The 15,056-nt window shown below is 69.4% G+C and carries 12 protein-coding genes; 4 read left to right on the top strand and 8 right to left on the bottom strand.

The genetic code is table 11. From position 1 onward, the window contains the following. The 3 genes from ASC55_RS14795 to nadE all read right to left on the bottom strand — a co-directional run bounded on the left by ASC55_RS14795 (window position 1) and on the right by nadE (window position 5,150). On the bottom strand, window positions 1–780 hold the full coding sequence (locus ASC55_RS14795; protein WP_055877096.1) for a hypothetical protein: 780 nt from the start codon (window positions 778–780) through the stop codon (window positions 1–3). Continuing rightward, window positions 777–4,247: a TM0106 family RecB-like putative nuclease gene (locus ASC55_RS14790; RefSeq protein ID WP_055877094.1), complete on the bottom strand. Its 3,471-nt coding sequence runs from the start codon at window positions 4,245–4,247 to the stop codon at window positions 777–779. Before ASC55_RS14790 ends, ASC55_RS14795 begins: the two co-directional genes overlap by 4 nt. A gap of 84 nt (window positions 4,248–4,331) precedes the next feature. Continuing rightward, window positions 4,332–5,150, bottom strand: a complete 819-nt coding sequence (gene nadE / locus ASC55_RS14785) for an ammonia-dependent NAD(+) synthetase (protein ID WP_055877092.1) — start codon at window positions 5,148–5,150, stop codon at window positions 4,332–4,334. A gap of 108 nt (window positions 5,151–5,258) precedes the next feature. Between nadE and ASC55_RS14780 the strand changes: the two genes are divergently transcribed. Further along, window positions 5,259–5,816, top strand: coding sequence for a phosphorylase family protein (locus ASC55_RS14780; RefSeq protein WP_055869983.1), 558 nt, complete (start codon window positions 5,259–5,261; stop codon window positions 5,814–5,816). 96 nt (window positions 5,817–5,912) lie between these two features. Here the strand turns inward: ASC55_RS14780 and ASC55_RS14775 are convergent, their stop codons facing one another. The 5 genes from ASC55_RS14775 to ASC55_RS14755 form a co-directional block, all read right to left on the bottom strand. After that, window positions 5,913–8,897, bottom strand: coding sequence for an AAA family ATPase (locus tag ASC55_RS14775; protein ID WP_055877089.1), 2,985 nt, complete (start codon window positions 8,895–8,897; stop codon window positions 5,913–5,915). After that, on the bottom strand, window positions 8,898–10,067 hold the full coding sequence (locus tag ASC55_RS14770) for an exonuclease SbcCD subunit D (RefSeq protein ID WP_055869977.1): 1,170 nt from the start codon (window positions 10,065–10,067) through the stop codon (window positions 8,898–8,900). A gap of 103 nt (window positions 10,068–10,170) precedes the next feature. Further along, window positions 10,171–11,616, bottom strand: a complete 1,446-nt coding sequence (locus ASC55_RS14765) for an MFS transporter (protein WP_055877087.1) — start codon at window positions 11,614–11,616, stop codon at window positions 10,171–10,173. Window positions 11,617–11,940: 324 nt separating this feature from the next. Further along, window positions 11,941–12,423, bottom strand: coding sequence for a DIP1984 family protein (locus ASC55_RS14760; RefSeq protein ID WP_055877084.1), 483 nt, complete (start codon window positions 12,421–12,423; stop codon window positions 11,941–11,943). A gap of 52 nt (window positions 12,424–12,475) precedes the next feature. Continuing rightward, complete coding sequence (locus ASC55_RS14755; RefSeq protein WP_055877081.1) at window positions 12,476–12,784, bottom strand: GNAT family N-acetyltransferase; 309 nt, start codon at window positions 12,782–12,784, stop codon at window positions 12,476–12,478. A gap of 332 nt (window positions 12,785–13,116) precedes the next feature. Here ASC55_RS14755 and ASC55_RS14745 point away from each other — a divergent pair, with 332 nt between their 5' ends. From ASC55_RS14745 to ASC55_RS14735, 3 genes are read left to right on the top strand one after another with little or no spacing between them, the layout of a single operon-like run. Further along, on the top strand, window positions 13,117–13,824 hold the full coding sequence (locus tag ASC55_RS14745) for a winged helix-turn-helix domain-containing protein (protein ID WP_055877075.1): 708 nt from the start codon (window positions 13,117–13,119) through the stop codon (window positions 13,822–13,824). Between the two features lie 43 nt (window positions 13,825–13,867). Beyond that, on the top strand, window positions 13,868–14,827 hold the full coding sequence (locus ASC55_RS14740) for a DNA-3-methyladenine glycosylase family protein (RefSeq protein WP_055877072.1): 960 nt from the start codon (window positions 13,868–13,870) through the stop codon (window positions 14,825–14,827). A 22-nt stretch (window positions 14,828–14,849) separates the two neighbouring features. Next, complete coding sequence (locus tag ASC55_RS14735) at window positions 14,850–15,047, top strand: hypothetical protein (RefSeq protein ID WP_017828101.1); 198 nt, start codon at window positions 14,850–14,852, stop codon at window positions 15,045–15,047. Window positions 15,048–15,056: the final 9 nt, after the last annotated feature.

Raw genomic sequence — 15,056 nt, 5'->3', positions numbered from 1 at the left:
CTACGCCGCCGGATTCAGGCGGTACGCCCGTTCGTCGCCGTAGTGAGTGAATCCGGCGCGCGCCAGGATGGGCGCCGATGTCGAGATGCGACCCTTCACGAGGGCCGTCTTCGCTCCCCAGGTGGCACTCCGGCGCAGTCGCTCCGCGAGCACCGCACGGTACGCCCCCCGACCGCGGTCCGTCGCAAGCGTGGATGCACCCCAGAGTCGGACGAATCCGTCGTCGATGGTGCACCCTCCGGTGCTGACAGCGCGGTCGCCGATCCGCGCGAGGACCCGGAACCCCTCGCGCGCCTCGAGTGCTGCGGTCACTTCGGCGAACTCGGCCTGCAGACCTTCCGCATCGAGCGGTCGCTGCTGCCACACCGGCACGTTGACGGTGTCCACAGCGCGCACCTGCTCCAGCGTGCGCACGACCTCGACGGTCACATCCGCCGGCACGTCAACGGTTGCACCGTCGAGAGGGCGAGCGAACACCGCCACCGTGTCGATGTGTTCTGCGCCGCGCCGACGCAGTTCCTCCTCGAGGTCAGGGCGGTCGGCGGAGCTCGTCCAGAATGTGAATCGCTGCGCGCCCCACGCTCTCGTCCGCTCCAGCGCATGATCGACCACCTCCGCGGGGCTGAGACTCGATTCCACCTGGGAACCGCGCACCCCGCCGCCGAACCTCTCCGGATCACGCACGAGCAGCAGGTGCTCGCGCACATGCTCGCTGTCGCGGGGGAACCAGACCCATGCGGCCGAGGCGGCCAGGATCTCGTCGACCGTGTGGGCGCTCATCCCGCTGCCCCGACGAGACGGGCGAAGGCGCTGAGGCGAGCCACACCCTCCGGCGTGTACGGCAGATCGTCCAGCAACGCGGGCGAGTGGATCAGGTAGGCGACAACCTGGGCGCGGGAGATCGCCACGTTGAGTCGATTCTGCAACAGCAGGAATTCGGGCCCGCGTGGCGCATCCCGACCGCTCGATGCTGCCAGGGAGGTGATGGAGACGACGGCCTCCTTGCCCTGGAAGTTGTCGACGGTGCCCACCGGGACGTCGGGGAACCCGGCATCGGCGAGCGCATCGAGGACCAGCTGACGCTGCGCGTTGTAAGGGGTGACGACGATGATGTCGGACTGCGTGAGAGGCCGCTTCGAGGCGCCGGGGTCGTTGTCCGTGAAGGTGCGCCCGACCAGGTCGGCGACGAGCCGCACGACCTCCGCGGCCTCTTCGGGAGACTGGGTCGCATTGCCGCGATGACGAAGAGGCATGACGTGAAGGCCCGGGTCGATGCCGTCGAGCGATCGGCGCTCCGTGCCAGGGGCCGAGGCGAGCTGTCCGGCATAGGCGAGCTTCGATACGGGCGCGGCGACGAAGGGATGCATCCGCCACGATCGCGCGAGGAAGTAGCCGTACTCGGGACGCACGACCGGATCGCCGTCCATCACCCAGCCGAGGGCGGATGTGTCCACCGGCTCGGGGTGGGCTCCCTGACTCACCTGCGGCAGCTGCTGCGGATCGCCGAGGAGGAGCAGCCGCTTCGCCCCGGCCGCGACCGCGATCGTCGAGGCGAGCGAGAACTGCCCCGCTTCATCGATCACGAGGAGGTCGAGTCCTGCCCGACCGACGCGCTGGGTGTTGCTGAAATCCCACGCCGTACCGCCGACGACGGCCCCCTCGCCGGCGTGCTCCCCGAGGAACGACGCCATACCGCTCTTGGGGATCACGGTGTAGGGCGGATCCGCATCCGGGTCCTTCGGCGCCTTCGCCACCTGTGCCGGCGAGACGCCGTCGGCGACGACCCTTGCCAGGAGAGTCTCGATGATGGCATGCGACTGCGCGACGACACCCACCTTGAAGCCGTGCTCATTCACCAGGCGTGCGATCACCCGCGATCCTGTATAGGTCTTGCCTGTGCCGGGAGGACCCTGCACGGCGAGATAGCTGCGGTCGAGATCGAGCACACCGCGCACGATGGCATCGACGGTGTCATCACCGGCCTCCGGCAGTGCGCGTCCCGACACCGTGCGTGGCGGGATACGGCGCAGGATGTCGGTCGCGGCGTCTTCTGGGAAACCGGGAGCGGCCAGGTGCACGGCGTCGGCCCACTCGTCGATGGCTCCCTGGAGTGAGACCACACGTGGGGGCGCCGCCGGCGTGAGCGCGAGCGGCAGCTCGTCCCAGGTCTGGCCCTGCACGGCCGTCTCGGTGACGAGGTAGCCGTCGTCGAGCACCTCGGAGACCGTGACCGTGTGCGGTACATGGACCGCACGAGACGGCACCTCGGTGTCGAACGGAGCCGGGACCTCGTAGAGCGCGAACGGCTGAGCCCCCGGGCCGAGCGTCGTGCCGGGTGACACCTCGCCGCGGATCTCGATGTCGCGCGACATCACCCGTCGCCCCTCGCCGATGCTCCACTCCCGACGCACGACCGATGAGGGACGGTCGATCCGCACCACGTCTCGCGTGCCGTCCCACATCGTCACCGGTTCGCGCAGCCGCTGGAAGTGCGACACCCAGAAGCTCTTCGCCTCGCGGGGGAAGTAGTCGATGGCCGCAGCGGCGATCCGGTGCACCACCCCGTCGTCGCCGTCCTCGACAGCGCGTTCCGCGTCGGCGAGGAGCGCGACCGAGCGGGGCGACGGCTCGTAGATGACCTCGTCGGCGTCGTCGGGCGGTGCGGGCGTCACGCCCTGCTGTCGGGCGATGTCGATGAGCCAGTTGCGCAACCGCCGCGTCGAGACGCAGTCGTAGCGGTTGTAGTCGGCGAGGTCGGCCAGAACGGCGTCTGCCTCGGCCCTCTCCCCCGCCGCCGCGAGCTCGCGGGCCGCGACGTACTGCACGATGGAGTCGTCGCCCTTCTGCACGTCGCTGGTGCGCACGTCTTCGCCCATGTAGAGCGGTTCGAGCTTCTTGATCGAGTACGAGCGGGACCCGACCCGCACCGTCCGCAGCACGAGCGGGTAGAGGTCGACGAACACCCCCTCGCGCAGCAGCCGGTCGACCTCGCCCTCACGCACGCCGTGCCTCGCAGCCATGGCCACCAGGTGCGAGGTCTCGTACGGCGCGTAGTGGTAGATGTGCATGCCGGGGTGGGCGAGCCTGCGTGCGTTCACGAAGTCGAGGAAGTCCTCGAGCGCGCGCTTCTCGTCGGCGAACGTGTGCGCCCACAGGGCCGAGTACTGGTCGGCGTTGTCCACCCAGCCGAACAGGTAGTCGATCCCCCAGTGGGCCTCGCCGTCGGGAGCAGGCTCGGTGTACAGCGGATCGCCCTCGAAGTCGAAGAAGATGTCGCCGTGACTGGGCAGCGGAAGAGTGTGGATCGCCTGCGCGTAGTGAACGTCGAACGTCGGCGCCCCCTCGGCGTCCGCCTGCAACTGCAGACGGGCCTGTGCGCGAAGGGTCTCGAAGGTGTCGGCGTTCATGCCCGCCGGCGCCTCGACGGCCTCGGCCAGTGCGTCGATCGTCTCGATGCCGGAGGCCCGCAACCGGGCCCGCTGCACCGGTCGCATCCGCGCGACCATGAGAAGGTCCCGGTGCGCGAGCACCTGCTCCTCGCAGGTGGCGCAGCGCCCGCAGGCCACGACCTGGAGGTCGCCGCGATCGTCGCCCCACGCCAGCGGAGCGCCCGTCGCACCGTCGGCGATGCGCCGATCGGCGATGAGTGCGCGCAGCCGCGCGCGTCGCACCTGGAACAGCGGGAGGAGATCGTCGACGGCGTGCGTGCTGAGCGTGCCGTCGCCGAGGATGAGGTCGACCTCATCGGCACGCGCGATGCCGAGGCGATCGAGCTGGTCGACATATGCCGCTAGCTGCATGAGGGCGGTGACACGCGCCTTGCGCGCCAGCTTCGAGTCCTGCACCCGCCAGCGCCCGTCGTCGTCTTTACGGAGGAAATCGGCGAAGCCGACGAACTCCTCGGTTGCGAAAGCGGCCTGGAAGACGACCTGTACGTCTGAGCGCAGCGCGGTCACCGTCTCATCGATCGCCGCGGCCAGTGCTTCGGCGTCGACCGACGAGACCTTCTCGACACGGTGGACGTTCTCGTCACCGAGATCGTCGATGTAGCGGGCGAGCACGTTCTGCTCGTGCACATCGCCGAGCTGCGCCGCGCGCTTCAGCGTGGCGTCTTCCGGTTCTTCGACGGCCGGCACCCGCCCCAGCTTCGCGTCGATCGCCCGACACCATGCGAACTCGCATTCGGCGGCCGCCTTGAGGTCGCTCGCGCTCCAGATGACGCGCTGCGCCTGAGTGTCGATCCGCACGATGCTCCCGTTCTGTCGGATCCTTCGACACTATCCGCGGCATCCGACACGGGCGAACGCGTGCGCCTGTCGAGACGACCGGCGTCAGCGCCACCAGGTGTCGTCGGGAGTCACCGGAAGATGCCGCTTGTGCTGCGTCGCGAGGTACCTCGCCTCGATGCGGCCGGCGACCTCGGGGTCGACGTCGCGCCCTTCGAGGAAGTCGTCGATCTGCTCGTAGGTGAGTCCGAGCTCATCCTCATCGGCGCGCCCCGGTTGACCGTCGAGCAGGTCGGCGGTCGGCACCTTGAACGCCAGGCGATCCGGAGCGTCGAGGAACTGCAGCATCGAGCGCCCCTGCCGCTTGCTGAGCCCGGAGAGCGGGAGGATGTCGGCCGCGCCGTCGCCGAACTTCGTGTAGAAGCCGGTCACAGCCTCGGCGGCGTGGTCCGTGCCGATCACCAGCATCCCGTCATGGCCGGCGAGCGCGTACTGCGTGACCATGCGGACACGCGCCTTGATGTTGCCCCGGTTGAAGTCGCTGATGTCGCTCGTGACCGCGAACTCGATGTCTTCCTCGACACCGTCGACGCCGTTCTGGATGTTGACCTCGACCGAGGAGTCGGGCGCGATGAAGTCGAGGGCGGCCTCGGCGTCTGCGGCATCGTGCTGCACACGGTAAGGCAGGCGCACGGCGAGGAACGTCGCCTCCCCTCCCTCCGCCCGCACCCGCTCGACGGCGAGCTGCGCGAGGCGTCCGGCCAGCGTGGAGTCCTGCCCACCGGAGATCCCGAGCACGTAGCCCTTCGCCCCGGTCGTTCGGAGGTAGTCGACGAGGAATCCGACCCGACGCTCGACCTCGGACTCGGGGTCGATCTCGGGCCTGACGCCGAGGTCTTCAGAGATCTGCTTCTGCAACGACATGTCATCCTCCGTCTTGTCCTCGAATCAGTATCGCCCTTCCGTGTTACACCCGGGTGACGCCGCGGCGTGCGCATGCTCCTGCCAGCGAAGACCTGAGAGAATAGGCCAGTGAAACTGCTGCTCGCTGCCCTCGAATCCGAACTGTCCGCATTCCCTGAGGAGCTCGACGGCTTCGACCGTCTCGTGAGCGGCCCCGGCAAGCTCCAGGCGACGTACGCCCTGACTCGCGCGCTCGACGCCAAGGTCTACGACGAGATCGTGGTCGTGGGCACGGCCGGCGCGATCGATCCCGACCTCGCGGCGACCGTCCACGAAGTCGGCACCGCGTTTCAGCATGACGTGACCGATCTCGACGGCATCTCGGGCCAGCACGTGTCGCTGCCGGCACGTGTCTCGACCGGGCGCGACGGCGTGCTGATCGCCACCGGTGACCACTTCGTCGAGGACGCCGAGGTCACCGCCGTGATCCGTCCCTCGGGCGCGGCCCTGGTCGACATGGAGACCTACGCCTACATCTGGGTCGCCGGACAGTTCGATGTCCCGATCCGCGTGTTCCGCGCGGTGTCCGATCAGGCCGAAGACGGGGCGTTGACGGATTGGCGTGAGGCCGTCGCGCGCTGCAGCGTGCAGTTGCGCGAATTCATCCGCAGCGAGTACGGCGTCTGAGAGCGCGGGGACGCCTGTCCCCAGCGTTTCGACTCAACCGGCCTGCGCTCCGCCGTACACGACTCAGCGGGCCACGATTGACTCAGCGCGCCTGCCTCAGCGGGCCTCGATGATGCTGGGCCCGTTCGGCAGCGCTCGCACCGTGAGCTGAGCGGGAATCTGCTCCTGCATGGCCTCGACGTGGCTGATGATCCCGACCGTCCGGCCTCCCTGTCGCAGCTCGTCGAGAGTGCGCATCGCGACGTCGAGCGTGTCTCCATCGAGGGAGCCGAATCCCTCGTCGATGAAGAGGGTGTCCAGGCGGATCCCGCCCGCGCGTGCGGTGACGACCTCGGCCAGTCCCAGAGCGAGGGCGAGGGAGGTGAGGAACGTCTCGCCCCCCGACAGCGACTGCGGCGGTCGGGTCTGACCGGTGAAGGCATCGGAGACCACGATGCCGAGACCGGACGCAGCACCTCGAGCCGCCAGTGCATCGGAGTGCTGCAGTTGGTAGCGGCCCGTCGACATGTCGTGCAACCGGCGGTTGGCCGCCTCGACGATCTCTTCGAGCTCGGCGGCGAGGACGAAGGTCTCGAGCGTCATCTTGCGGGTGTTCGCGCCTCTGCCCGCGATCGTGTCGGCCAGGTTCTGCAGCACCTCGAACTCCGCGGCGTCGTCGGCGGTGCGGGCATGCTCGGTCGAGGCCGACTCGATCAGGCCTCCGAGCCGTTCCGCTGTGCCGGCCGCCCTCGCCGCTTCGTCGACGGCCGCCGTCCAGGCGCCGCGGGCGGCGGCAGATGCCTGCTCAGCCGGCTCCAGGTCGATCGGCTCCTCGGGCAGCGTACGCAGTTCGAGATCGAACAGGACGGCCCGTTCCTTCTCCCGCTGCACGGCATGCCGGGCGATCCTCGCGTCGAGGGCCTCCTGCTCCTCCATCGAACGCAGCGCCCCCTCGGCGGCGGCCACGTCGTCGAACACGGATTCTGCGAGCGCCGCGTCCCGCTCCGTCTCCGCCTCGACGAGCGCCTCGGCCCTGCGCGTGCGCTCCGTGATGGCCTGGATGAGCGCGTGCGCTGCGGCAATCCTCGACTCCGTGTCGGCGAGCCGGGCGGCGACGGTGTCGAATCCACCCCGCGCCTCGACGATCAGTTCGTGCGCCTCGGCGCTCCGCTGCCGCAGTAGAGCGTGCTGTTCTCGTGCTTCCGCAAGGGCTCGCGCATCCTCTTCCCGTTCGGCATCGAGCCGCTCGGCACGGGCGACGAGCTCGCCCAGCTGGATGTCGAGCGCCGTGAGGTCTTCCAGGGCCGCACGGGAGATCGAGAGCGCCGCAGCGGCGTCGGCGTACTCACTCTCGGCCTGTTCGATGTCCCGCCCGTCGGCGCGGGCGGTGGCGGCGGCCGACTCGGCGCGCAGCGTCGAGGAGGTCGACGCCAGCTGCCGCTCCTTCTGCGCCGCGGCATCTCGCGCTTCTTCCGCGAGGGCGATGTCCTCGAGCGAGACGGGGTCGGAATGCGTGGCCGGTGCCGGGTGATCGAGCGAGCCGCAGACAGGGCAGGGATGTTCCTGTCGGAGTGTCGATGCGAGCTCTCCGGCCATGCCGTCGGTTCGCCGTTGACGCAGCTGAGACAGGGCCGACTGCGCAGCCGCATGCAGCGCTGTGGCCTGCGTGAGCTCGAGGTCGAGTGCGCTCTCGGCGGCACGCAGCCGTTCCGCCTCCCGCGCGGCCTCTCGACGCACGTCTGCCGCCGCCAAGGCCGCCTGTCGGTCGTCCACACGGTCGGCGAGGCGCCGGGTCTCGTCTCGTCTCGTTGTCAGCGCGGCGATCTCGTCGGGAAGTGCGGTGCGCTTCGCGTCCGCGGCTTCGATGCGTAGAGTCGCTGCTTCGACCGCGGCCTCTGCCGATCGCACCTCGGCGTCGAGTGCCGGCGCCGCCTCTTCGAGTTCTCGCGCCCGCTGCCAGGCTCCGCTTTCCCGGGTGCGCTCCGCCGTCCACGCGTCCAGGTCGCCATCCACAGCGAGCCCGAGGGCCTCTCCTGCCGCACGGGCGCTCTGTTCGTCTCGGGATGCGCTCGCGAACGCCGTATGTGCACGTGCCGCGGCGGCGATCGTCGAGCGGAGCGCTTCGGCGGCGCGCGCCGCGGTGAGCTCCGCACGGGCCTCCTCGATGACGGGCACCTCGGAGTCGAGGCGTTCGAGCGCAGCCCTGGCGCGGTCGCGCTCACGCTGCGCGCGCTGCTCCTCGCGCGTCGCAGCGAGCGCCTCATCGGCTGCCGCCGACTGCTTCTCCGCGTCGATGCGCTCCGATGCTCGGCGCTCTGCACGATAGTCGGCGCGGGCCTTCGCCCGTCGGAGGGCGCCGAGACGCTCATCGATTGACGACGACACGTGCGGAGCCTCGGGCTCTGTGTCATCGCCGTCTCCCGACAACCCATCGGCGGCCACAAGGCGCTCGGCCTCGTCGACACGGGCCTCGACGGTCGCGAGCCGAGTGCCGAGCGCCTGCTCCGCCTCCCGACGACGCTCATCGAACCGCGCCTGCACATCTTCGAAACGCTGCGTGCCGAACAGCCTGCGCAGCAGCGCCTGCCGGTCGCGGCTCCCCGCGAGCAGGAACTCCGAGAACCTGTTCTGCGCGAGCAGGATCACCTGCAGGAACTGCTCGCGGCTGAGCTGGAGGATCTCGTCGAGCTCGCCTGCGACATCGACCGCGCGTGCGGCGCGTCCGACCCACCCTGCATCCGTCCACTCGTCGAGGGCCACGGCCGACGCCTGCTTGGTCATGCCGCCGCCGCGCTTGGCCGGGCGCAGATACTCGGGCGAACGGGTCACCCGGAACCGGCCGGTGGGAGTGCTGAACTCGACGACCACCTCTGAGGGATCGTCGGGCTCGCAGTGGTCGCTCCGAAGGCGCTTCTCGCCGCCGTCGTATCGTGGCACTCCGCCGTAGAGACCGAAGCAGACGGCGTCGAGGATGCTGGATTTGCCCGCCCCGGTCCGTCCGGCGATCAGGAAGATGCCATCGTCGGCGAACGCGTCGAAGTCGACCGTCTGACGCGAGCGGAAGGGGCCGAAGCCCTCGACCTCCAGGCGATGAAGACGCATCTAGACGAGCGCCTCGGCGCGCACACGCTCGTCGAGGATCGCCCGGATCAGGTCGCGCTCGGCCACCGTCGGTCCCTGACCCGCCCGCACATGTTCGAGGAAGGCATCGATGCGGTCGGCATCGGTCACCGCGTTGCGAAGACGCTGCACGTAGGAGCGCTCGTCTGCTTCGGCCCTGACCTCGGGCTGATGCTGCACCATGGCGCAGTAGGGGTAGCTCTCGCGGAGGCGGCGCATCGGCTCGGTCTGCGGCACGGCGTCGGTGTACACGGCGCAGACCCAGTCGTCTGCGTGCGTGGCGACGCTCTCGGCGGAAAGGAGCTCGTCGAGCGGGCCGGTGAGCGTGACCAGGCGGCGCGGCACCGGCAGCTCGAGCCACTCGACCTCGGCGAGTCCATCGGCATCGACGTCGACGAGCCACGACCCGCGAGGCTTGTCCTGCTCCCCGAAGCTGTAGTGCAGAGGCGCCCCCGCGTAGCGGACCCGATCACTGAGCTTCTGACGCCCGTGGATGTGGCCGAGCGCCACGTAGTCAGGACCGTCGAACACACTCAGCGGTACGACATCGAGGCCGCCCTGACGCACCTCGCGCTCGAGCCCGACCGTCGCGTCGACACCGGCGGCGAAGCAATGGGCGATCGCCACCGAGCGCCCCTCGTGTCGCGCCATGCCGGCGCGCACGAGGTCCATCGCATGCGCCATGGTCTGCGCCTGCGTGCGCAGCTGACGCCCTGAGCCATCGCCCTCGGGCCAGTGCTGGCGCACGATCGCCGGCTCGAGATAGGGAATTCCGAAGAAGTGCACCGGCCCATGCGCATCGGCGACGGTGACGGGGACGCCGACCGCCAGCGGGTCAGTCAACACGTGGATGCCTTCGCGGAGCAGACGGGCCTGGAAGCCGAGCCGTGCGGCCGAGTCGTGGTTGCCGCTGGTGACGATGACACGGGCACCCGTCTCGTGCAGGGCCACCAGCGCATCGCCCAGCAGGGTGTAGGCGGCGCCGGACGGAGTGGCGGAATCGAACACGTCTCCCGCGATGACGACGACATCGACCGCGTTGTCGCGAACCTGTGCGGTGAGCGCTCCGAGAACCTCGGCGAGAGCGTCCATGGTCGAGTTGCCATGGAACGTCCGGCCGATGTGCCAGTCAGAGGTGTGCAGGATGCGCATACTCACACGGTACGAAGCCCCTCCGACATTCCGTCCGAGGCGTGCCGTGGCATCCGTTCCCGATGCGGGATCCTCGCCCCGGAACGGATGCCGCGCCACCACGTCAGTGCGCCGTGAGAACGGGCGTGTCCTGCGCCGGAAGCAGCTGCTCCTTCGTGCCGCGCACCATGGTCGCCGCGATGACGGACGCCACGACCATGAGGATCGACGCGGTGATGAAGGTCCACCCGTAGGCGTCGGTCAACTGCTGCGGTGCGAGATCGGCTTGAGAGCGACCGCCGACGGAGGCGGCGTACACCGCGGTGAACACCGACAGGCCGATCGAGCCGCCGATCTGCATCGATGAATTCGCCACCGCCGACGCCACTCCCGCGTCATGCGGGGCGACTCCCGAGAGCGCTAGGTTCTGCAGCGGGATGAAGACGAACCCCATGCCGATGCCCAGGAGCACCAGTCCCGGAGCGATCTGCACGAAGTAGGCGCCGTCCGGGGTGATCCCGGAGAGCAGGAACAGCCCGACCGCGGCGAACAGCGGTCCGACGACCAGCTGCGGACGTGGGCCGATCACCGACAGCAGCTTGGTCGCGATCGGGGCCAGAACCATGGTCGCGATCGGCAGCGGCAGGCTCGCGAGGCCCGCCTGCAGCGCGCCCATGCCCAGCACGAACTGCAGGTGGAAGGTCAGGTAGATCGTTGCCCCGATCATGATCGCACCGGCGATTCCCTGGATCAGGAACGCCCCGCCTCGCACTCGGTCCGCGACGACGCGCAGGGGTAGCAGCGGCTGCGCCACCCGGCTCTCCACCCAGACGAACACGGCCAGGAGCACGACCCCGATGGCGAGGAATGCGATCGTCAGCGGATCGGCCCACCCGTTCTCGGCACGGCTGAATCCGTAGACGAGCGCACCGAGGCCGAGGGTCACGCAGATCGCACCCCAGACGTCGTAGCGGTTCTCGCCCTCTGCCTTGCTCTCGGTCAGGAAGAGTGCGCCGCCGATCACGCCGATCGCGACGAAGAAGAGGTTGACCAGGAGACACCAGCGCCAGTCGGCGAACTCGGTGAGCACGCCGCCGAGGAGCAACCCGACGGCTGCGCCGGTGCCGGCCACGGTTCCGAAGACGGCGAATGCGGTGTTCCGCTCCCGCCCCGAGGGGAACGTGACGGTGAGAAGGGCGAGCGCGGCGGGCGCGAGGAGGGCGGCGAAGGCCCCCTGCAGCCCGCGAGCGAGGATCAGTTCCCACCCCTGCTGTGCGAACCCGCCGTACAGAGATGCCGCTCCGAATCCGACCATGCCGATCATGAAGACGCGCTTGCGCCCGACGTAGTCGGCGATCCGGCCGCCGAGCAGCAGCAGGGCCCCGAAAGCCAGGGCGTAGGCCGTGACGACCCACTGTCGCTGCCCGTCCGAGAGCCCGAGGGCAGCTTGGGCGCGGGGCAGGGCGATGTTCACGATCGTGCCGTCGAGGACGACGACCAGTTGCGTGAGCGAGATGACGATGAGTGCCCACCACCGGGAACGAGGATGGGCGCGCAGGGAAGAAGACATGGAAAAACCTCCGGTGTCTGTTGAGGATGCCGGAGGTTTCGAGCCTCGGATCAGCGTGCCTCTCGGCACCTGACCGCCTCAGCCAACGGGGCTGAGCAGAACTCGATCCTATCGCAGGCACTCTCGCCCCAGGGGTACGAAGAAGAAGCGGAAGGTCCCCTGACCCACCCTCGTCACGATGATCGGCACGCGGTGATGCGAGATGCGCTGTGCACCTTCACCTGTGCGGCGTGCGGGGCTGCGCGATGCAATATCGGGGCTGCCCTCCGCCCGACAGGTGCCGGCTTGCCCCGCCGGCTGGGGGTTGTGCCCGCTTCCTCGTGACTACCGACTTCCGCTCTCCTCCTCCAGATCGTTCGACCAGTTCGCCTGCTGGATCCGGTTGTCGAGCTCGCGCAGCTCCTGGGCCACGGCGTCGGCCTGCGAGCGCAGCTGCGCCACCGGGAGCGCCGCGACCTGCCGCAGCTCCGATCGCATCTGGCGCAGGAACTGGTCGTTGGACCCGGAGGCCGCGGCCGCGGCATCGGTCAGCACGGAGTGCCGCAGACGTAGCACGTCGCGCGCGGCGAGCGCGTCGGTCATGGTGCCGTCGGCCCCCAGATCGAGACGCGCGTTGGTGGCGTTGATGCGCCGGATGAGGTCGCGAAGCTGCGTGAGCGCGGCATCCGCCTCCACGATCAGGGCGGCGGCATCCTCCGCCGCCTCCTCACCTTCCTGGTAGCGGGCGTTCGCGACGATGCGCGCCCGCAGCTGCTCGATGCGGCGCTGCAGGTCGGCGCGTGCGGTGAGGGCTTCGGCGAGTTTCATGACGTCATCCTCGCAGGGAGCGACCGTAACAGTTCGTCATACGACCGGAGAGTCAGCGGGTGCGCAGGAGACCGGCACGCTCCGGGTGGGCGGAGAACCAGTCGGCGACGTACCAGCAGACGGCGTCGACCTTGCGATCACCTCGCTCCTCGATGTCAGCCACAGCTCCCTCGACGACCTTCCCCGCATAGCCGTTGCCGCGGAAAGTCGGGACGGTGAACGCCCTGGTGAGCGCGATCGTCCGGCCATCGTCACGGTAGTCGAGCACGCTCACGAGCTTGTCGTCGCGCATGAGCGTGTACCGCGAGGCGTCCTTCTCGTCGGTCAGGATGAAGCCGTCGACAGTGTGCGAGATCGTCATTCGAACCACGTTACGCCCGCTCCGAGCGCCCGGGCGTTTTGACATGGGGCGTCACGATCAGACATAATCCCCCCATGACCACCAACGCAAGCCCTTTGTCCGCCCAGGAGGCGAACAGGACTGCCGGGATGATGATGCCCGGTCGCGTCGGTATGTGTTGCCGAATGTGTCGCTGAACGAACAGCCACCCCGCCTGACCTGAACTCCTCGCCATCTGCGAGGTCAGTGTCTCCGAGCATCCACCCTCGCTCGCTTCCCGGCTCCGCCGGTCATTCATGCAACGCATCAGAGCCCCGTTCGATTCGGGCTCACGTCCTGAGGACTTCATCATCATGTCGAACACCGCACTTCTCGAGCGTCCCGCCACCACCGCCGCGACCCGCACCCAGCCGGAGCCCTCCGCACCCCTCCCCGCAGCGGGAGCCGACCTTCCCGCTGTGCGCTCGCCCCGTGGCTTCGCCCTCTACGTGGGGCTGGACGAGATCAAGGCCGCAGAGGCCGGGGTCAGCCTCCCCCTCCTCGTCGACGCACTGCGCCGCACCCTCGCCGAGCTCGCGCCCGGAGCGGAGACCCACGCCACCGTCGCGCTCGCACCGCACGGCTCGGGCGGCCGTGACCTCGATGTGGTCCGGCTCGCGCTGCAGGAGCCGGGCGCCATCGCCCGCACCAAGGCCGCCGCTGAGGAGGACACCACCGACGAGGAGAGCGGCGTGACCGTCGACATCTCCCGCAAGCGCGTGCTGATCGACGGCGAGTCCGCCGCGTTCACGTACAAGGAATTCGAGCTGCTGCAGTACCTCGTGCTCCGCGAGGGCCGCACCATCGAGCGCAGCGAGCTGGTCTCCGCCCTCTGGCAGGCACAGGACGACGAGACTCCCGGCGAGCGCACCATCGACGTGCACGTGCGTCGCCTCCGCGCGAAGCTCGGTCGCTACGAGGACATCGTCCGCACCGTGCGCGGCATCGGATACCGCTTCGACCGGCACGCCGACGTCGTCATCCGCTACGGCCACGGCACCCCCTCGCCCGACCGCTTCTGAGTCGCCGGGAGTCGGTGTCAGAACCGACGCGTAGGGTGGGCGCATGACCCTCATCGAGCATCCCGCGGCGGCCGACGCCGCCTCCGCGGATGCTCCCCGAGAGACCGTCTACCGACCACCGCACCCCCTGGACCTGCGTCGCACGGTCGGCATGCTCCGCCGCGGCGGCAACGATCCGACGACCATCATCGACGGAACGGTGATCTGGCGTGCCACGCGTACCCCGCACGGCCCCACGACACTCGCGGTCCGCATGTCAGGCGACGAGGTTCGAGCCTCGGCCTGGGGTCCCGGTGCCGAGCACGCTCTCGACAGCGTGCCCGCGCTCTGCGGTGCCCACGACGATTCCGGAGACTTCGATCCCGCGCTGCACCCGCTCATCGCCGAGTCCGCGCGACGACACCCGGGCCTGCGTCTGACCCGCACCGACGAGGTGTTCGACGCGCTCGCGTGCGCGATCCTCGAGCAGAAGGTGACCGGCATGCAGGCCTTCGGCGCGTGGCGCTGGCTGGTATCCCGCTTCGGCACTCGGGCGCCGGGGCCGACTCCGCGACCGATGTTCGCCGCTCCCTCGCCCGAGCAGTGGTTCCGCATCCCCTCCTGGGCCTGGCACCGTGCCGGGGTCGAACCGCCCCAGTCGCGCACCATCGTGCGCGCGGCCGAGCGCGGCGACCGCATCGCCCGCGCTGTGGGAGCCGCCGTCACAGGGGCCGACCGCGACCGCGTGCTCACGAGCCTTCCCGGCGTGGGGGTGTGGACCTCGGCGGAGACCCGCATCCGCGCACTCGGAGATCCGGATGCGGTCAGCGTCGGCGACTATCACCTCGCCCACCAGGTCGGTTACGCGCTGACGGGAAAGCGCACCGACGACGACGGCATGGTCGAGCTCCTCGCCCCCTGGGCCGGACAGCGGCAACGAGTCGTGCGCCTCATCCACGCCAGCGGTGTGCAGGAGCCACGAAGGGGTCCCCGCCTCGCACCCGAAGATCATCGTGGGCACTGAGGACGCCACCTAAGCTGAGGCCATGTCACGTTCTCTGCTGCGCATCCTCGTCACCGTCGGCCTGCTGATCGTCGGCGTCGTGATCGGGCTGATCTTCCAGAACGTCTGGCTCGGTGTGCTGCTCGCGGCGATCGTGTGGCTCGGCTGGTTCCTCGGCTACGAGTCGCGCCGGGGCAACAACGCCGGCGTCAACGACGAAGACCACGGCATCGAGCTCTGAGGGGCCCGC

The sequence above is a fragment of the Microbacterium sp. Root322 genome, from assembly GCF_001425645.1.
Classification (GTDB): domain Bacteria; phylum Actinomycetota; class Actinomycetes; order Actinomycetales; family Microbacteriaceae; genus Microbacterium; species Microbacterium maritypicum.
The sequence above is the reverse complement of the archived record's forward strand: the minus strand, read 5'-3'. Positions and strand labels throughout refer to the sequence as shown.